The sequence below is a fragment of the Vibrio sp. dhg genome, from assembly GCF_003443775.1.
Taxonomy (GTDB): Bacteria; Pseudomonadota; Gammaproteobacteria; order Enterobacterales; family Vibrionaceae; genus Vibrio; species Vibrio natriegens.
Genome location: NZ_CP028943.1, coordinates 160403 through 177823 on the forward strand (window position 1 = coordinate 160403; position 17421 = coordinate 177823).

Sequence of the window (17421 nt, forward strand, 5' to 3'; positions counted from 1 at the left end):
CAAGGCACTTTACAAAAATGAGTATTAGTATGTTAATCCCATTTAATAAAGCACCAGTGACAGGTAAAGAGTTAGCTCTTATCACTAAAGCCATTGATAGTAAGCAGTTATGTGGAGGTAAGGACTTTAGTCTTCAATGCCAAGATTGGTTCGAAAGAAAACTTAAAGCGAAGAAGACGCTTATCACTCCATCTTGCACACATGCTTTAGAACTTGCCGCAATCTTATTAGATATACAGCAAGACGATGAAGTTATCATGCCAAGCTATACCTTTGTTAGTACAGCAAACCCCTTTCTATTGAGGGGGGCAAAAATAGTTTTTGTCGATATTAGGGCAGATACGATGAATATTGATGAAAACTTAATTGAACCTGCGATAACAAGTAAGACTAAAGCGATAGTTCCAGTTCATTATGCGGGTGTCGCTTGTGAGATGAATATGATTATGGATATAGCAAATAAGTATGACTTATTTGTTATCGAAGATGCTGCTCAAGGAGTGCATGCTCATTATGAAGGTAAACCATTAGGTACAATAGGTCACATGGGAGCTTTTAGTTTTCATGAAACCAAAAACTATACAAGTGGTGGTGAAGGTGGCCTTCTAATCATCAATGATGACAGGTTTATTGAACGGGCTGAGGTTATAAGAGAAAAGGGAACCAATAGAAGTTTATTCTTTAGAGGAATGGTAGATAAGTATAGTTGGGTTGATATAGGCAGTTCATATTTACCATCAGAAATCCAATCTGCTTACTTAATGGCACAATTGGATGCTTACGATGAGATTAATGAAAAAAGAAATGAAATTTGGGATAAGTACTTCACAGCTTTTACTGTTTTAAAAGATCAAAGCCTAGTTGAGCTTCCTACTGTTCCAGAAATGTGTACTCATAATGCACATATGTTCTACTTAAAATTAAAAGATTTAAGCGAAAGAACAAGATTAATAGAGCATTTAAAAGAGAATGGTGTAGCTGCAGCTTTTCATTATGTTCCGCTACACTCCTCAGAAAAAGGGATGAGTTCAAGTGTATTTATTGGTGTTGATCAGTATACAACACAAGAAAGTGAAAAATTGCTGAGGCTTCCTATATTTTATAATATGACTGATGAAGAAGTAGAACATATCATATCCCATACACTGTCGTTTTTTAAGAATGCATAGTTTATGAATAATAAAAATATTCTACATGTTGGAAATATTGATAAATTTATATTTCCGTTTGTTAAATTTAATGAAGAAAATCTACAGGATTATCACCATGAATATCTATTTTATGGTTACGATGCAAGATTGGATGATGCTCTACGTGTAGTACAATGTAAAAATAAAGGTAAAAATAGAAATATTAGAAAAATTTTGTTTTACATAAAGGCAATCAAAAAGATTAAAAGAGCTGACGTCGTTATTCTTCATTCAACTAATAATAAAGTTATTAACTGGCTTCTTTATCTATTACCGAAAGGTAATGCCAAAAAGTGTAAGTGGATTGTCTGGGGGGGAGATTTACATAATGCACAACTTTCACCAGAGAAGCAGAAATCGTTTCCTGAGCGAATCAAGCGAAAAGTAATACCTTGGTTTTCTTCAATAGCGACCGTATCCGAAGGTAATTATAAGTTGGCTAAGAAAAATTATGGAGCAACCGGAAACTTTGTTCAGTGCTTCTCATATCCAACAAATATTCCACCAAAAATTCAGGGTAACGATGATAAAAGTAGCGAATCTATTAATATTCTTGTGGGGAACTCTGCCGATCCAATAAATGAGCACGAGGGAGTTTTTCATAGGTTAGTAAGTAGTCCATATTATTCAAAAAATATGAAAGTTTACTGCCCTTTAAGCTATGGACATAAGGCTTATAGGAAAGAGATTACTGAACTTGGTTTTAAGTTATTTGGTAAAGAGAACTTTTATCCATTGACAGAACTTTTGCCAATTGATGAGTACAATCAGCTTTTATTGAGTATAGATATTGCTATCTTCAATCATAAAAGGCCTCAGGCTCTAGGCAACACAGTCTCTTTACTTAGCTTAGGGAAAAGAGTTTATGCATGTAGTAATACATCACAATGGAATTTCTTTAATGAGTTAGGTGTACACATTGGTGATGTGAAAGAATTAAACTTGAAAGAAAATATAAACAGTGAAAAAAATTCGAAAATCATAAATGAGTTTTTTTCTAAAGAAAACCTAATATTACAGCTTAATAATCTTTATAGCTCCTAAAATATTAAATTGAATCTTTAATGAGAGGTCAAAATGAGAGTGTTTTTAACTGGTATGATGCGCTCTGGTACTACGTTATTACAAAAAGCGTTAGATATTCACCCTGATGTGTCAATATCCTATCAGAGTAGTACTCAAGACTTTTTGAAGTGCATCAAAGGCTTTCACCGATCATTAAACTTAGACAAATACCATCTTTTATCTCACTATTCAGGTAATAGTGAATATACATTAAAAGAGCTTAATCATTGGTTGTTACTCAACCCAGGTGTAGATATTCTTATGCCTGAGAGTGATGATAGTAAAGTTTGTGGTGTTAAGGAAGTTTTGGCAGAAGAGTTCATTCCTTTTTTTATCAAGAATGGTATCAAATGTATTTTAATTGTGAGGGATCCTAGAGATGTGATCGCTTCAATGTCATTTGGTAATGGTGAAGAATATACAGGAAAGGAAAGACCAGTACTATTTGATCTGAGAAACTGGAGAAAGAGTGTACTTATTGGTGAAGTGTTTAAAAATGAGCCAAACTTAATGGTAGTCAGAATGGAAGATTTATTGATACATCCTGATGAAGTGATGAGCTCTATCTATTCTTTCTTAGAGGTTGAGTCACTACCTTTTGAACAATTAACTGATCGGATGAATTCATCATCATGGAAAGGAAATTCTTCATTTGGTGAGAAAAAGGCATTTGATACATCTGCTATTGGAAATTACAAAAAAGTTCTTCCCTCTACGGTAATTGAGTATATTGAAACTATTTGTAAAAAAGAGATGGAGTTGATGGAGTATGACACTTCAATCTCTTCTAGCAATGAAGATATTATACATACCTACGTGGAACCATTTAAAGTTGACAGAAAAGAGTTTGAAAGTAACTATTCATCCAGTAGTGAAAATGTAGAATATGAAGCAAGAAGGCTGAATAGGTCGATTAAGTCCATTATTAAGGATGAGCTGGGGTTTTAAGATAAATAATAATGTTATGAATAGTGGTCAGATACTTAAGTGTAAATAAAAACTCTGACCACAATTATTATTTTTAACTTATATAGTCTTTAGCATTTTTACCAGTATTGAAAATGAGGTCTAAGATAGACACAGCATGTTCAAACTCTCCATGCTTTTGAGAATATTCAGGATAATGAGAGTAGTTCATCCACTCAATCTCTATGCCTTTAGAAGTAAACTTATTCTCATCGATATAATCTTTTGCAGCAGGCCCTGAAATATAATATTGGTAGCCAAGTTTTTCCAATATTTCCAGTACTCTCTCTTGTTTTTTTTCCTTTAGATTTAGCTCCCTTGAGTCCATAAACTCTGTTTTGAAGCCAAGAACTTCTTTAGAAATAAACTTGATAACAGACTGGTTAAATTCAGAAAGATTATCCCATTTGTTGTCATAGATATAATCGAGAACAAATTTATATTCATCAAAATATGGACAATCTTTATACTCGCTGATTATTTTGTTTTTGTGCTTGTTAACCCATTTCTTGTCATTTAAAGGTACTTCACAAATCAATCTTTTTTCATTGGTCCCACAAGGAATTGAAAGCCATTCAGTTCCCTTTGCCGTTTTTATTTTATTTCTATTTCTCCAATCATTTTTTGTGTATTGGAGATCATCATGAAAAACGAAAAGATCTGATTTTTGTATTAAGTCAAAGTAACCTTTCCATGGAATATAGTTAGATTGTAATATGGCTAGTTTTTTCATATATTCTCCAGTAATAACCGTAAGGCTACATAAATCTTTTTTCTGCGTTGACGATTCGTTCAATACTTAATTTTATTGGCTCGGTCTTTTTGATTAAGGAGCCCTTAGTTTGGCTTTTATTGTTAGAAGTTAGATCTAGCACTTTTTTCGAGAGTTCATGTTCATTAGCAATGATCGTCAAAGCGTGTTGAGAAGAAAGATCTTCTACAATTTCTGTAAAATTATAATAGCTCGGTCCAGTAATAACTGGCACGCCAAGTGCGGCCGGTTCCAACACGTTGTGTCCGCCAACTTTATCACCAATTAGGCTCCCACCCATAAAGCAGACATCGGCTGCGCCGATTAAAATCAACATCTCACCCATGGTATCGCCGAGGTAAACTTGAGTTGATTCAGCTACGTCTGACTGTGAGGTACGGCGAATGGTTTCCAAGCTATGTTTCTGACAAAGTTCAAAGACGCTATCAAAACGCTCCGGGTGGCGAGGGACTAAGATCAGTAAAGCATCAGAGTGAGATTCTAAAACTTGCTTGTGAGCCTCTAATACTTGCTCGTCTTCCCCTTTGTGCGTACTTGCCGCTATCCATATGGGTCTCTTCTCCCCAAGCACAGAGCGCAGCTCTTTTGCTTTTGCTCTTACTTCGTCTGAAATTTGGATATCAAACTTAATCGAGCCAGTTACAGTCAATTTTTCCTTCGCCACCCCTAGGTGAGCAAAACGTGTTGCATCTGATTCGGTCTGACATAACACTTGAGTTAACTTCGGATGTAAGAGGTTAAACAATGGCTGCACTTTGGCGTAGTTGTTACATGACTTTTCAGACAGGCGTGCATTAACAACAGTGATTGGAATTCCTGCTTTATGCACTGTATTTAGGGTATTTGGCCAAAGCTCAGTTTCAATGATCAGCATTTGCTTTGGGTTTGTGGCTTTTAAGAAACCTTTCACTGCGAAACTAAAGTCGATTGGCATGTAGCGGTGTTCGACTAAATTACCTAATTTTTCTACTTGCTCGGCCCCGGTACTGGTGGTCGTGGTAACTAGAATCGTCTGTTCAGGATTCTGTTGTTTTAACGCTTTTATTAGTGGTGCGGCGGCGATGCTTTCACCTACAGATACGGCATGAATCCATATTGGACGTTGGTCAGTATTGAGTTTTGGCGTGATACCGAAATGCTCTTTCCAACGCGGACCAAACTTAGGCTTGTTTGGCTTGCTCTTATACAAACCAAACAAAAGAATTGGCGATGCAAGTACCAGTAGTACCGTGTATATCAGTCGAATTAACATGAGCTAATAGTAATCGCTTCGAGCTTCTGGATACTGTCCAACACTTGTTTTGGCGACAACTCCGTCAGGCACTTAAGGTGGTTATACTGACATTCACGTTGAAAACATGGGCGACAATCAATATCGGTATGAACAATCTCGACTTTGTCTGCAAGTGGCGGCGTGTATTTTGGTGAAGTAGAGCCATACACAGCGACGACATTACAACCTACCGCGGCAGCAACGTGCATTAAGCCGGAGTCGTTTGCTACGACGGTTCTACACGCAGCCAGTAAATCAACGGCTTCAATTAAACTGGTTTGTCCGGCTAGAACATGAATATGCTGTTGGAACTGTGGCGGAACTAGGGCTCGAATCCCATTACATGTTTCAAGATCTTTTTGCGAACCAAATAGCCAGATCTGATGGCCTTCTTTACTCATCCGTGTCGCAACTTCCGCATAATGCGTTTCTGGCCACTTCTTCGCTGGGCCAAATTCTGCACCTGGACACAAGCCAATAATCGAGCGTTCTTTATTCAGGTTGAACTTCTGGATGGTTGCCTGTTGCTCTTCTGTATTGATCGCAAGGCGAGGGCGAGGCAGCGTCTCCAATCCACCTAGTGATGATGAGTCCACCATCTCCGATTGTGGATAAGCCAAAGCCACATAACGTTCCACCATGTATTGGAACGACTTCATGTTAGGACGAATGTCATTCAGCAAGCCATAGCGCATCTCGCCTTTCCAGCCGGTGCGAAGAGGAATGTTAGCAAACCAAGGTATCAGAGCGGATTTCGCCGATTTTGGCAGGATATAAGCGTGATCGTATTTCTTCTCACGCAGTGTTTTACCAATTTCACGCCGCCCCAGCAGGTTAAATTCACCATGCCCAATCGGCATTTCAATGGCCTTATTCACCTCAGGCATACGCTCTAAGATTGGTTTACACCACCCGGGTGCAATCACATCAATTTCGCTTTCAGGATTCAGTTGCTTTAAAACAATGTATAGGGATTGCGACATCACCATATCGCCAACCCAAGAAGGACCAATAATTAGAATTTTGTTTTTCGACATGTTGATATCACTTCTCTTTAATAAAGCCATGCTCACGCATTTCACTGTATGGGTTACTGCCATCCGCCTGTGTACGCAGTAGACGCAGGGTCCACATGTATTGCTCAGGGTTTTTCGTCACAAAGTACTCAATGGCTTCATTGAGTGAGCGAGCATCGTCGCTGTCGGTTTCCTGAAACGTTAGCGGAGGCATAAACTCAATACTAAAGCGACCAGTTTCCGGATCCAGTGAGGCAAAAGTCGGGATTACTTTGGACTTTGACAGTTTCGCCAGTTTTGTCAGACCTGGCAGGGTTGCCTTCGTCGTCGCGAAAAAGTCCACAAATTCACTGAGTTCAGCGCCATGATCCTGGTCTGGTAGATAGTAGCCTAAGTAACCGTCTTTAATCGATTTGATGAAGGGTTTGATCCCTCCAGAGCGTTCGTACACTCGGCCACCATATTGCACGCGTTGGCGATGCATTAGCCAGTCTGTTACTGGGTTTTTCTGTCTTTTCGCCATCGCAGAAACAGGTAAGCCTTTTGAGGCAAGTAGTACCGCAGGTATATCAATCGACCAAGAGTGCGGCACTAATAAAATCACTTTTTGATTTTGTGCTGTAAGGTCGAACAATTGTTCTGAGTTTACAAAGTCACACTTTGATTGCAGCCATTCTGGCGAACGCAAAGAGACCAGGCCAAATCTAAGCGTAAATACTCCGGCAGTGTAAAGAGTTTTGTAAACCAATTGGTCACGCTCTTGTTCACTTAAATGTGGGAAACACAAGGCTAAGTTTGTCTTTACGTTGTTGACCGAGTTTGCTTTAGATTTAACTAAACGTGATGCCAGCTCTTTTGCCAGCCACTGGTGAAAAGCGAGGGGCAGCAATGCGATAAGAATGGAGCTAAAAACAGCGAGCCAGGTCCCCCAATATTTAGGCTTGAGAAATGAGCGTTCAAACTCAGGGTTATAGGCTTTGGGATCGAAATCATCACGTTTATTGGTCATGGGGTGTCTTGTTACCTATACGTATGGAGACGAGTGATTTAAATGTAGATAAAGGAAATGATACAGGCTATTGAAGCTGAGTAAAGGTGGCAGGTCATAATCACCGCCACCTCATAATTGAGAACAAAGATGCTTAGCGGTTTTGGATGGCTAGGTATTCAGCGACACCTTCTGCAACCGTTTTGAATTCTACGTCGCAGCCTGCTGAGCGTAGCTTAGTCAGATCTGCTTGAGTGAACTCCTGGTAAGCGCCTTTTAGATGCTCAGGGAAAGGAATCGTTTCGATTTCACCTTTTCCGTGGTGAGTGATCACCGCTTTCGCGACCTCTTCAAACGACTCCGCGCGTCCTGTGCCACAGTTAAAGATGCCTGATACGCAGTTTTCAAAGAACCACAGGTTGACTTTACATACATCGCCGACGTAGACGAAATCACGCTTAAAGGTCTCACTACCAGCGAAGAGTTTCGGGTTTTCACCTGCATTTAGCTGGTTATTTAGGTGGAAGGCAACGGATGCCATGCTTCCTTTATGGTCTTCACGAGGGCCGTAAACATTGAAGTAACGGAAGCCAGTGATTTGAGATAGGGTCTCACCGTGCTCTTCAGCGTCTTGCCATAAGCGACGTACGTAGTTATCAAACTGTTGCTTAGAATAACCGTAGACGTTGAGTGCGCCTTCGTATTCTCGCTCTTCAACAAAGGTGTCTGTCTCACCGTATGTGGCAGCAGAAGAGGCGTAAAGGAATGGAATTTCACGGTCTAAACAATAATGCAATAACTCTTTTGAGTACTCATAGTTGTTTAGCATCATGTATTTACCATCCCACTCGGTGGTTGCAGAACAAGCACCTTCATGGAAAATTGCTTCGATAGCACCGAAATCATCACCCGCCATAATTTGGGTAAGGAAGTCGTCACGATCCATGTAATCTGTGATGTCCAGATCAACTAAGTTCTTAAACTTTTTACCATTTTTGAGGTTGTCGACAACCAGAATGTCGTTCATACCAGCTGCGTTGAGAGCTTTAACAATGTTGCTGCCGATCATGCCAGCACCACCAGTTACGATGATCATAGAACTTCCACCATAGATTAAAATTTTCTCAGGAATTTTAGCAAGAAACGTTATACAGCGCTATTGAAGAGGTAAAGAAAGGTTATAGGGAGTAGGGCCTAGTAGTCTAGGCCCTCGCGTTAGTTACTTCTCATCCGAATGGTTTGGTCGCTGGTACCAAGGGTTTCGTTCATCTGTTAGTTCGATCAAGCTGTATTTGCGACCCAGCTTCTGACCACCATCACGAGTCAGTGGCTGCCAACTAAAGTTTGCTCGGTTGTTGCTTGGCTTAACTGTCATGATGTCGTAAGGAATTGAAATATAAAATCCTTTTGTAAAGCTACCTTCACCAAACTCCTCGGCTGACAAGTCACTCACAGACGCAAATACGCCAGCGATTACGCCGCTCTTGAACTGCTTGGCGAAATTCAACTGAGCACCTTTGTCACCACCTAAGAATTGACCAACATCCAATTGGACCATCGTATCAGACAGGAATTCCCATTGTGGGTAGTAGTAGCCGGATACAAATCCAGTGAAGCCCTTATCAATAACTTGGAACGGACGACCATACTCAGGAATGTTCTGCCATTTGTCGGTGTAAACGCCAAAGTAACTTTGTGGGTCGCGTTGAGAAATTAAGTTAACGTCAGCACCAATGGCCCAATTTGAGCCTTGCGGGCGGTATAAAAACTCTGTACCCACACCAGCAAACATACTTTCTAGATAACCCGCGTAGAACTGCTGGTCTATCGTATCCGAGTATTCTTGGAACCAAGTTAGCTGTAGGTTTGACATGGTTATGTCGTGTTCATTTTGGTAAGCACGGAACATGGTACGTACACGTGGAATTGTTGTACCATCTGGTGGTGTTACGTAAACAAACTTATCGTAGTTGTTGTACCAATCCCAGTAAAGCGAGCCGCCTATTTCTAGGTTGTCAGTTACCCAGTACGAAGCATTACCATTTAAACCAACGCTAAACAGGTAAAAGTCTTCTGCGCTCCCCAGAGTTTGAACTAATTTAGGTGCAAAACCCCAGTCAAAGCGCTTAAATCCATCATAGGTCGCTTCACCTTGTGGCTTTTGGTTGGATATTGAAACTGCATCCTCGATTTTGGGGTTGACGTAGTTTACTTGTGCGTAATCGCGATATTTATCTTTAGAGATCACCATTTGGTTTGCTACTAGTCCACGGTTGCGCTCATTAATGGTAAACGTATCAACACTCTTTGGCACTTGGTTAGCTAATACGGCAGCGGCTTTTTCATGTGCCTCATTGCGATCACGATACTTTTTCTGCTCACCAACAATCGATACAGTATCATCCTTGGCGTAGATTTTGGTATTTTGATAACCCGCAATCTTATTTAGGTCTTCCGTAACGCGTTCCCAATCGACCTGAGAAAGTTCGGCTGGTTGGTTGTCTTCTGCTTTTGGCGTTGGTGTATCACGCCAGAAAGATGGCATCCTATTGAAGTTAGTGTACAGACTTAAACCTGCTACGAGGGTATCCCCACGCTCATAACTTACGCGTAGATCCGCCATATGACCCAAGCGGTATAATACACCAAAGTTCCATGGTGTATGTGGGGTCATGTCTACGCCTCCAAATCTGGCAGGAAAATCATCACTGTAATCGTTGCTGTCGTATTCAAGTTTAAAACGCAGCGGCGCATACAACGTTTGGTATTCTACACCGCCAAATAGAGCTGAAGAACCTTTAAACCAGCGTTCAAAATCTACACTACCACCATCGTTTTTATAGTCAGATGGTCGATCACAGAAACGGTCAGACGCTTTACAAACCGGGTTACTTATACTATTCCGAGTGCCCAGATATCCCCAGCCCATACCCAAAGTAAAGTCGAACGTCCCTACGTTGGAATTAGAGTAGCGTTTGGTTGCAGCAATATATTCGGCATCAAACAGGCCCGTACCGGCAAAATCACGAACGCCAATAGAAAGTTCTGGCAAGTACTGTGATTCTTCTAAGAGGCGAACTTTGAAATCGACGCCTTTATCTGTGTATTTTGTATCGCCGGAGTAGTCAGGGTCATCGCTATAGAAAAGATCATTGACCAATGTATAACGAAGGGTCGCTTCCAGCCATGGCATCACCTGCAATGTGACATTATAAAACTGGTATTCATTGCTGAAATTGACAGCAAAGTTAAATTCCCCTTCTGGCGCCATACGGCCAGTTGGCATCTGCATTAGGCCTACACCGCCAAAGTTCATCTGTGACGGCTGTAATGGTGGAGCTTCAAACGGCACATCTTGAGCCCAAACTAATGCTGGCCCCATTAACGAAAGGGTTAAAGTGTTTCTAATCAGCGTCATAGTGGACTCTTAGTTGAGGTTGGCTTTAGTTGTGTCAGTAACTTCACAATATCCTGATCCATTTCAGAGCTTTCAAACTCCTCATATGGGATATAAACCATGGTCAATGGCGGCAGATAATATTGCGTCGTCAACCAAGAGCCGTGGTGAGGGTGAACAACTTTTCCGTCTGGATAAATTAGGATCGGTGGGTATGCAAGTTCACCAATGTCGTTCTTTAGGTTTGCAACTTGTTGTTTTAAAGCAATACCTGCTTGTTCTTTAACTGAATAGACTTGTTCTAAGTTTCCTAGATAAATAACTTTTTCTTCTCGCTGCGGAGATACGAGCGTTAGGTCACCACTTATGAGGGGGTTATTAAATTTATCTAAGCGGATGTCATCCAAATCAACAGCAGAGAATAAACGCGGAGAAAATTGATGTTTTTGGATGTATTTATAGAAAGGGTGAGCGACCAGGTTATGCTGAATCATTTGATTCAATACCGAGTTTTTTAACGCTGTTGATTCTCGTAATGAGTGTTCAGAACTGTCAAATAACGTTGTTCCAAGGGGGTATTGTAAACGAAGGTTTTGCTGTTGTGCCTGCTTTAGAACATCTACTAATCGAGCAGGTTGTTCGAATTGTAACTGTTTACCCACACCAACTAAGTCAACGTTTAAATATGAAGCATTATCAGGGGCTAATCGAGCCGAAACACAAGTAGTACTTGCGCTAGCTAGCAAAGCTACACCTAATAAAGGTAACAGTCGTTTACTCATGATTTGCTGTATCCTTTCAGTATCGTTAACTCAATAGGTACCATATTTGGTCCTAGGTGCTGTAGAGTCTTCACGACTTGCCCTTTATCATCTACCCAGTAAAAGTTTTCAACGGTTTCAGATAGGCTTGGGAACTCAACGAATTCGCGATAGACATCGACTGATGTTGTAGATAGTGGAGTTGTTACTACATCTTTACCTTGATAGGTTCGTGTAATGTGAGCAGGAAATCCGTATCGGTATCGTTCTTCCCAATCATAAGAAAGTAGATATTCAGTATTTGTTGGCGTGTAAGCAGGTATTTGACCATACACACCAGCTATATTGTTGTTCTGTAAGTTTATGGTTTTAACAATATGGCCATTCTCGGTAACGACCATAGCTTTATCTGAACTTACCCATTTCAGTTGCGTTTTTCCGGTAAGTGGGTCTTGATCTGCAAAGGCTAGAACGACAAAAATTTGTTTTTGGTTACCTATCTTAAGGTATGCGCTGGCGTAAGGTACTGTTTCAATTTCTAGCGGCGAGAGCTCTACATCGATGTAGTTACCATAAGCTTCTTGAACGGTTGCGGACACATCATTGAATTTTTGCGTACATCCGAACATAAGACTCAATACCGGTAGGATAACAAGTAGGCGCTTCCACTTTATTGTTCGAAAGATATTCATTGTTCCCTCTTGAAAATAAAATCGCCCTGAATAAATCAGGGCGATTATTAATCGACTGCTTTTGGGTATTACTGCTGAGCAGAAGCAGAAGCAGAAGCAGAAGCTGTTGTAGTGCTAGAGTCACTGTCTGTTGCAGCTACTGCAACTACAGTTGCTGCTGCTGCTGCACCAACACCTACCGCAACTTCACCGCTAGCAAGAGCAGATGCGCCTTCAGTTGTGCCTGCTTCAGGAGCTGCAAATGCTGTTGACGCACTTAGAGCCATAAGAATAGCCAGAGCTGTATTCTTCATTATTTATCCTTTTTATATCCGGTATATAAAACATCGATGTTTGGAGCATAAATTAATGCTCCAAAATCTATTCTAGATAAAAAATCATCAGCATGTAAACAGTTTCGTATCTATTTGGTTGTTAATTTTAAGAAAATAAACAGCCTAAGGAGGAAAGATGGGGAGGACAATAGCTAGCTTAGAATAAACTCCGCATTCCAACGAAATTGTCTTTTACTATAACCCAACCCATCTACACCTTCTTTACTAAAAGCGAGCATCCCATTCTTACATTATGGTCACATTCGCCCCCTTGCCGTTTAATGTCTTTACATGCATAATTTGACAGCTTTGTTTTGATCTTTAGATCATGATTTTTGGGTTTAAATTCACAAAAAATTGGCTTAAATAACAGTATTTCTATCAATAAACCGAATAGAATAAATCGGTAATCAGCGAACAGTGGCTAACGCGTAAGTGCCGCAGGGCGGTAGCGTGGAACGCGAGAGATGTTTAACAGGCCTTACTGCTCGCATTTGCACAGCGGTAGGTCGATACCTAGGGAACAATTACGTGATTAACAAACGACCATGGCTAGGGGCGTTGAGCGCAATCAGTTTAGGCTTGTGCTCTTTTTCTGCCTCGGCTAATTTTTATGCTGGTGCTTTATTGAGTTACTCTAACGCCGAATATCACCACTCCTCCTCATCTTCGGTAGCTGAAGGAAGTCCTTTTCTTCTTCAAGCGCAAGCTGGCTACTTCTTCAATGATTATATTGCCTTAGAAGCCCGCTATGGTACTTCTCTCGAACGAGATAGTGGCCTAGCAGTCGATAGTATTGCAAGCGGCTTCGCCAAGTTTAATATTCCAGTTTCTCAGCGAGTCGCCCTATATGGGCTAGCTGGTTACTCCAGTGTGCAAATCGATCAGCAGAATGTTGGATCTGGTAAAGATCAGGGCTTCAGCTTTGGTATGGGAGCACATTACGCTCTCGATAAACAAAGTGCTGTTGTCTTTGAGTTTATTGACAGCTTGGCTGAAGATAAAGTCCGTTTGAACGGAATCTCACTGGGCTTCCAGCACCGATTTTAATTAAAGACCTAGTGCCTAGGTCATTGTGTCTAGGTTTTTCACTTCATTAATATTTATAGCGATTGATCATGCTTAAAGGATATTTCTCCATTGCGGTTTGTGTATTGGCCAGTATGTTTGCGCCATACACCTTGGCGCAAAACCCAACCCCAGAACAGCTTCAAATGTTTAAGAGCTTACCAGTCGATCAGCAACAAGCATTGGCAAGTAAATATGGTATTACTCTGCCTTCAGGGGCCTCTCAATCAACCAGCTATGAGAATCCACAAGTCATTGAGCAGCGTCCACAAGCGGCAGCTGATATGGACAGTGAGCAATTTGATTGGCTAAAGCCTGATGAAGAGCAAAAACTGAAACGTTTCGGTTTGGAGTTATTTGCTGGCTCACCAAGTACCTTTGCTCCTATTAGTGACGTCCCTGTTCCTGCTGACTATACCATTGGTGCAGGTGATGAAATTGTGATCCAGCTATTCGGTAAAGAGAACACTACTCATCGTCTGCGTGTTAACCGTGCGGGAATCATCAACTTCCCATCGTTGGGGCCGGTACAAGTCGCTGGCATGAGCTTCTCTGAAGTACGTGACTCACTTAACCAACGTGTACAGGAACAGATGATTGGTGTGCGTAGTGATATCTCTCTTGGTGAAATGCGTACCATGCAAGTATTTGTCATGGGTGATGCGTACAAACCGGGCGCGTATACCGTGAGTGCACTCTCGACGATTTCTCAAGCGATTTACTACAGTGGTGGCTTTGGAGAAAGTGGTGCACTGCGTAATATTCAGTTGAAACGCGATGGTAAAGTGATTCGCAATCTAGATATGTACGATCTGCTGCTAAAGGGTGATGCTCGTAACGATGTACGCTTAATGCCGGGTGATGTGGTATTTATTGGTTCGGTTGCACAAACCGTTTCAGTTGACGGCGAAGTAAACCGCCCTGCGATTTATGAAGTAAAACCGGGTGAAACCTACAAACAATTAATTCAAATGGCGGGTGGTTTTACTGCTAATGCCTTCTTTGAAAAGATCGATATAAAACGTTACGGTACTGAAGGTAGCCGAGAAGCATTAACGCTGAACTTTGTGAATTCCCAAGACCAACAAGCGAAAGTTAAAGTGGGTGATGAAGTCAACGTGCTGAAGAAAAGCGAAGAGTTAACTCGATACGTTCAAATCGAAGGTGATGTGCGCCATCCTGGCTTTGTGGAATGGAATAATGGCATCCGAATCGCCGACTTATTCCAATCGGTTGACTCGTCGTTTAATTCAACTGCAGATGTAAACTACGCCGTAGTCGTTCGAGAAATCAATCCTCAACGAGATATAGAAGTACATCAAGTTAACCTAGCCAAAGCGATTTTATCACCGGGTAGTAAAGATAACCTGCAATTAAAGTCTCGCGACCGAGTTCTGGTCTTTAACCGTTTTAATAATGAAGACTTAGATAATTTTGCTGAGGACGATGTTGTAACCAAAGCAAAAACACTAGAAGAAGCTCAATCACAAGCGCAGCAAGATCTTAAACAAGAGCAAGATGTCTTAAATCCTGTGGTTGCTGTGACGGCGATAGATAGCAACTCAAAAGCCAACACTCGACAAACTAAGATCATTTTCCGTGGTAAAGAGATTACGAAAGAAGATTTTGAGGCAATGAAGCAAAACACTCGACGAACTTTGCTTGCGCCTGTACTTCTACAACTCCAGCAGCAGTCTAAGCTCGGCTTAGCTCCGCAAATTACAGAGGTGTTTGGCGAAGTAAAACATCCGGGGCGATATCCAATTACGCCACGAATGACCGTCTCAACACTACTAGAAGCAGCTGGTGGATTAACTTACAACGCATTTACTATCAATGCGGAACTTGCTCGAACGGTGGTTAATAGTGTCGATGAACGCGCTTATATTGATGTAGAACGTATTGACCTACGTAAAGCAATTCAGGGTAGTACTGCTGACGATGCGATTATTGCAGGTCGTGACCGTTTGAACATATTAGAAAAGCCAAGTGTGAAACTACAAAGCACAGTCACTTTGCAAGGTGAAGTTCGTTTCCCTGGTACTTATACAGTTCGCCAAGGAGAGACGCTAGGCGAGCTACTTGAACGAGCGGGTGGTCTTACCGAGTTTGCTCACCCTCAAGGGGCAATATTTACTCGTGAAGCACTTCGATTACAAGAGCAGAAGCTACTTAACGAGTATGCGGCTGACATGCGTGCAGAAACAGCCAAGAAGACTTTTCGTGCCGACAGCAACTTAGGTTCTGTTATTTCTGACCCAGATAAAACACTGAAATTTGTTGAGGAAGCTAGTCGCAGCAAAGCACTTGGCCGTATGGTCGTTCAACTCAATCGTATTATAAAAGATGAGCGTTCCGCAGACTTTATGCTAGAAGACGGTGATTTCTTATTTGTTCCCACATTCCGCAACACAGTATCGATTATGGGCGAAGTTCAAGTTCCAATTACTTATCTGCTAGATAGTAAGTTAGAAGTTGAAGATTATTTAAATAAAGCAGGTGGTGCGAAAAAACAAGCTGATGAAGACCGTATATTCGTCGTCCGTGCAGACGGTTCCGTCTACAAGCCAACATCAGGGTACTGGTTTGGTAATAACAATGAAGAACTAAGTGCCGGCGATACTATTGTTGTGCCTATCGATACAGACTACCGCGATGCTCTAAGTACTTGGACCGCTGCAACGCAAATCTTGTACCAAACAGGTGTAGCGATCAACGCGTTGAAATAAGTAGATCCTAGGTCCTAGGCATCTAGGATCCTAGGGCCGATTTATCGTAATCCGTAACTAAACTAATTTTCACCGATCCTATCTCTAGCACCTAGTTTTACCTAGGGTCTAGAATCTAGGATCCTAGGACCTTGTTATCCCTATGAAACCACAACCAAACTACTTACCATCCCCCACACAAACTCCCGATATAGCTGACGATGAAATTGACCTACGTGAACTTTTTAAAGCAGTTTGGAAGGGAAAGTGGATTATTCTTGCCACCACGTTTGTATTTGCTGTGGCTTCAGTACTTTATGCCCTAAGCCTACCAAATATTTACAAAGCGGATGCTTTGTTAGCACCAGCGGAAAGTTCAAGTACTGGTGGTTTGTCAAAAATGGCTGGTCAGCTTGGTGGCTTAGCTGCATTGGCAGGTGTAAATTTGGGTGGTGCTGAGTCATCCCAGACCGATCTTGCAGTTCAGGTTATGAAATCTCGTCAATTTATCGATGCTTTCATCAATAAACATGACTTATTTGTACCGTTAATGGCGGCTAAAGATTGGGATTTGCCTAATAATCAACTTGTTATGGATGATGATGTTTATGACCAGAGCACTGGAGAGTGGCTACGCGAACCTGAAGGCCTCCGCGGTTCTAAGCCAACAGCTCAAGAGGCTTTTGAAGTGTTTAAGGAAGAAATTTTAAGTGTAAATCAAGACAAAGATAGTGGTTTATACACAGTTTCTATTAAACACTATTCTCCTTATGTTGCTCAGCAATGGGTTGATTGGATGGTCGAAGATATCAATAAAGTGATGCGTGAACGTACCATTGCGGAAACGTCGCAAAACTTAGACTATCTCAATACCCAATTACTGAAAACGGCTGTAGCCGATATGCAAAGCACTTTTTACAAGCTCATTGAGGAACAAACAAAAAGTTTAATGCTAGCGGAGGTTCAAGAAGAGTTTGTTTTTAAAACAGTGGACCCGGCCGTTGTACCTGAACTAAAAGATGGACCTAAACGCGCACTTATCTGTGTATTGATTACTTTTTTGGGTGGGATGATTGGTGTTGCTGTTGTTTTAGTACGATTTGCATTTAGGAATGAAGATGTTGAGAACCTAGAACCTAGAACCTAGAACCTAGAATTCAAGAACAAATATCTTACTCAGTGCTATTTAGTTCACTGAATCTATAGATAAA

The 17421-nt window shown here is 41.2% G+C and carries 15 protein-coding genes; 6 read left to right on the top strand and 9 right to left on the bottom strand.

Annotated features, from left to right (window positions below; all coding sequences use genetic code 11):
• Positions 1 to 29: 29 nt before the first annotated feature.
• The 3 genes from rffA to DBX26_RS00765 are packed head-to-tail and all read left to right on the top strand — an operon-like array spanning position 30 to position 3203.
• Positions 30 to 1169: a dTDP-4-amino-4,6-dideoxygalactose transaminase gene (gene rffA / locus DBX26_RS00755; protein WP_118117477.1), complete on the top strand. Its 1140-nt coding sequence runs from the start codon at positions 30 to 32 to the stop codon at positions 1167 to 1169.
• 3 nt (positions 1170 to 1172) lie between these two features.
• Entirely contained in the window at positions 1173 to 2234 is a 1062-nt protein-coding gene (locus tag DBX26_RS00760; protein WP_118117479.1) for a TDP-N-acetylfucosamine:lipid II N-acetylfucosaminyltransferase, read from the top strand.
• 33 nt (positions 2235 to 2267) lie between these two features.
• Positions 2268 to 3203, top strand: coding sequence for a sulfotransferase domain-containing protein (locus tag DBX26_RS00765; RefSeq protein WP_118117481.1), 936 nt, complete (start codon positions 2268 to 2270; stop codon positions 3201 to 3203).
• A 73-nt stretch (positions 3204 to 3276) separates the two neighbouring features.
• Here the strand turns inward: DBX26_RS00765 and DBX26_RS00770 are convergent, their stop codons facing one another.
• The 9 genes from DBX26_RS00770 to DBX26_RS00810 form a co-directional block, all read right to left on the bottom strand.
• Complete coding sequence (locus DBX26_RS00770) at positions 3277 to 3954, bottom strand: WbqC family protein (protein WP_118117483.1); 678 nt, start codon at positions 3952 to 3954, stop codon at positions 3277 to 3279.
• Between the two features lie 25 nt (positions 3955 to 3979).
• Positions 3980 to 5245 carry a lipid IV(A) 3-deoxy-D-manno-octulosonic acid transferase gene (waaA, locus tag DBX26_RS00775; protein ID WP_118117485.1) on the bottom strand — a complete coding sequence of 422 codons (1266 nt, stop codon included), beginning with the start codon at positions 5243 to 5245 and terminating at the stop codon, positions 3980 to 3982.
• A complete protein-coding gene (gene waaF / locus DBX26_RS00780) occupies positions 5239 to 6303 on the bottom strand; it encodes a lipopolysaccharide heptosyltransferase II (RefSeq protein WP_118119725.1) in 1065 nt (354 codons plus the stop codon). Before waaF ends, waaA begins: the two co-directional genes overlap by 7 nt.
• Positions 6304 to 6310: 7 nt before the next feature.
• The gene (gene lpxM, locus DBX26_RS00785) at positions 6311 to 7291 is read right to left on the bottom strand and encodes a lauroyl-Kdo(2)-lipid IV(A) myristoyltransferase (RefSeq protein WP_118117487.1); all 981 of its coding nucleotides are present in this window, start codon (positions 7289 to 7291) and stop codon (positions 6311 to 6313) included.
• A 133-nt stretch (positions 7292 to 7424) separates the two neighbouring features.
• Positions 7425 to 8366 carry an ADP-glyceromanno-heptose 6-epimerase gene (gene rfaD, locus DBX26_RS00790; RefSeq protein ID WP_118117488.1) on the bottom strand — a complete coding sequence of 314 codons (942 nt, stop codon included), beginning with the start codon at positions 8364 to 8366 and terminating at the stop codon, positions 7425 to 7427.
• A gap of 123 nt (positions 8367 to 8489) precedes the next feature.
• The gene (locus DBX26_RS00795; protein WP_118117490.1) at positions 8490 to 10688 is read right to left on the bottom strand and encodes a YjbH domain-containing protein; all 2199 of its coding nucleotides are present in this window, start codon (positions 10686 to 10688) and stop codon (positions 8490 to 8492) included.
• Positions 10685 to 11449 (bottom strand): capsule biosynthesis GfcC family protein, encoded by a 765-nt coding sequence (locus DBX26_RS00800; protein WP_118117492.1) that lies wholly within the window; start codon positions 11447 to 11449, stop codon positions 10685 to 10687. The genes DBX26_RS00795 and DBX26_RS00800 overlap by 4 nt, the downstream gene beginning before the upstream one ends.
• Positions 11446 to 12120, bottom strand: a complete 675-nt coding sequence (locus tag DBX26_RS00805; protein ID WP_118117493.1) for a YjbF family lipoprotein — start codon at positions 12118 to 12120, stop codon at positions 11446 to 11448. Before DBX26_RS00805 ends, DBX26_RS00800 begins: the two co-directional genes overlap by 4 nt.
• A 68-nt stretch (positions 12121 to 12188) precedes the next feature.
• Positions 12189 to 12413, bottom strand: coding sequence for a hypothetical protein (locus DBX26_RS00810; RefSeq protein ID WP_014230604.1), 225 nt, complete (start codon positions 12411 to 12413; stop codon positions 12189 to 12191).
• 552 nt (positions 12414 to 12965) lie between these two features.
• Here DBX26_RS00810 and DBX26_RS00815 point away from each other — a divergent pair.
• The 3 genes from DBX26_RS00815 (at position 12966) to DBX26_RS00825 (ending at position 17357) form a co-directional block, all read left to right on the top strand.
• Complete coding sequence (locus tag DBX26_RS00815) at positions 12966 to 13484, top strand: porin family protein (protein WP_162889649.1); 519 nt, start codon at positions 12966 to 12968, stop codon at positions 13482 to 13484.
• Between the two features lie 68 nt (positions 13485 to 13552).
• Positions 13553 to 16231, top strand: coding sequence for an SLBB domain-containing protein (locus DBX26_RS00820; RefSeq protein WP_118117495.1), 2679 nt, complete (start codon positions 13553 to 13555; stop codon positions 16229 to 16231).
• Positions 16232 to 16373: 142 nt separating this feature from the next.
• Positions 16374 to 17357 (top strand): Wzz/FepE/Etk N-terminal domain-containing protein, encoded by a 984-nt coding sequence (locus DBX26_RS00825; protein WP_118117497.1) that lies wholly within the window; start codon positions 16374 to 16376, stop codon positions 17355 to 17357.
• The last annotated feature ends 64 nt before the right edge of the window (positions 17358 to 17421 follow it).

What these genes read in the sequence shown, in the direction of transcription:
- DBX26_RS00760 (WP_118117479.1), top strand. Translation starts at nt 1,173, where the DNA reads ATGAATAATAAAAATATTCTACATGTTGGAAATATTGATAAATTTATA.
- waaA (WP_118117485.1), bottom strand. Translation starts at nt 5,245, where the DNA reads ATGTTAATTCGACTGATATACACGGTACTACTGGTACTTGCATCGCCA.
- DBX26_RS00805 (WP_118117493.1), bottom strand. Translation starts at nt 12,120, where the DNA reads ATGAATATCTTTCGAACAATAAAGTGGAAGCGCCTACTTGTTATCCTA.
- rffA (WP_118117477.1), top strand. Translation starts at nt 30, where the DNA reads ATGTTAATCCCATTTAATAAAGCACCAGTGACAGGTAAAGAGTTAGCT.
- DBX26_RS00765 (WP_118117481.1), top strand. Translation starts at nt 2,268, where the DNA reads ATGAGAGTGTTTTTAACTGGTATGATGCGCTCTGGTACTACGTTATTA.
- lpxM (WP_118117487.1), bottom strand. Translation starts at nt 7,291, where the DNA reads ATGACCAATAAACGTGATGATTTCGATCCCAAAGCCTATAACCCTGAG.
- DBX26_RS00800 (WP_118117492.1), bottom strand. Translation starts at nt 11,449, where the DNA reads ATGAGTAAACGACTGTTACCTTTATTAGGTGTAGCTTTGCTAGCTAGC.
- DBX26_RS00795 (WP_118117490.1), bottom strand. Translation starts at nt 10,688, where the DNA reads ATGACGCTGATTAGAAACACTTTAACCCTTTCGTTAATGGGGCCAGCA.
- waaF (WP_118119725.1), bottom strand. Translation starts at nt 6,303, where the DNA reads ATGTCGAAAAACAAAATTCTAATTATTGGTCCTTCTTGGGTTGGCGAT.
- DBX26_RS00820 (WP_118117495.1), top strand. Translation starts at nt 13,553, where the DNA reads ATGCTTAAAGGATATTTCTCCATTGCGGTTTGTGTATTGGCCAGTATG.
- DBX26_RS00770 (WP_118117483.1), bottom strand. Translation starts at nt 3,954, where the DNA reads ATGAAAAAACTAGCCATATTACAATCTAACTATATTCCATGGAAAGGT.
- DBX26_RS00825 (WP_118117497.1), top strand. Translation starts at nt 16,374, where the DNA reads ATGAAACCACAACCAAACTACTTACCATCCCCCACACAAACTCCCGAT.
- rfaD (WP_118117488.1), bottom strand. Translation starts at nt 8,366, where the DNA reads ATGATCATCGTAACTGGTGGTGCTGGCATGATCGGCAGCAACATTGTT.
- DBX26_RS00810 (WP_014230604.1), bottom strand. Translation starts at nt 12,413, where the DNA reads ATGAAGAATACAGCTCTGGCTATTCTTATGGCTCTAAGTGCGTCAACA.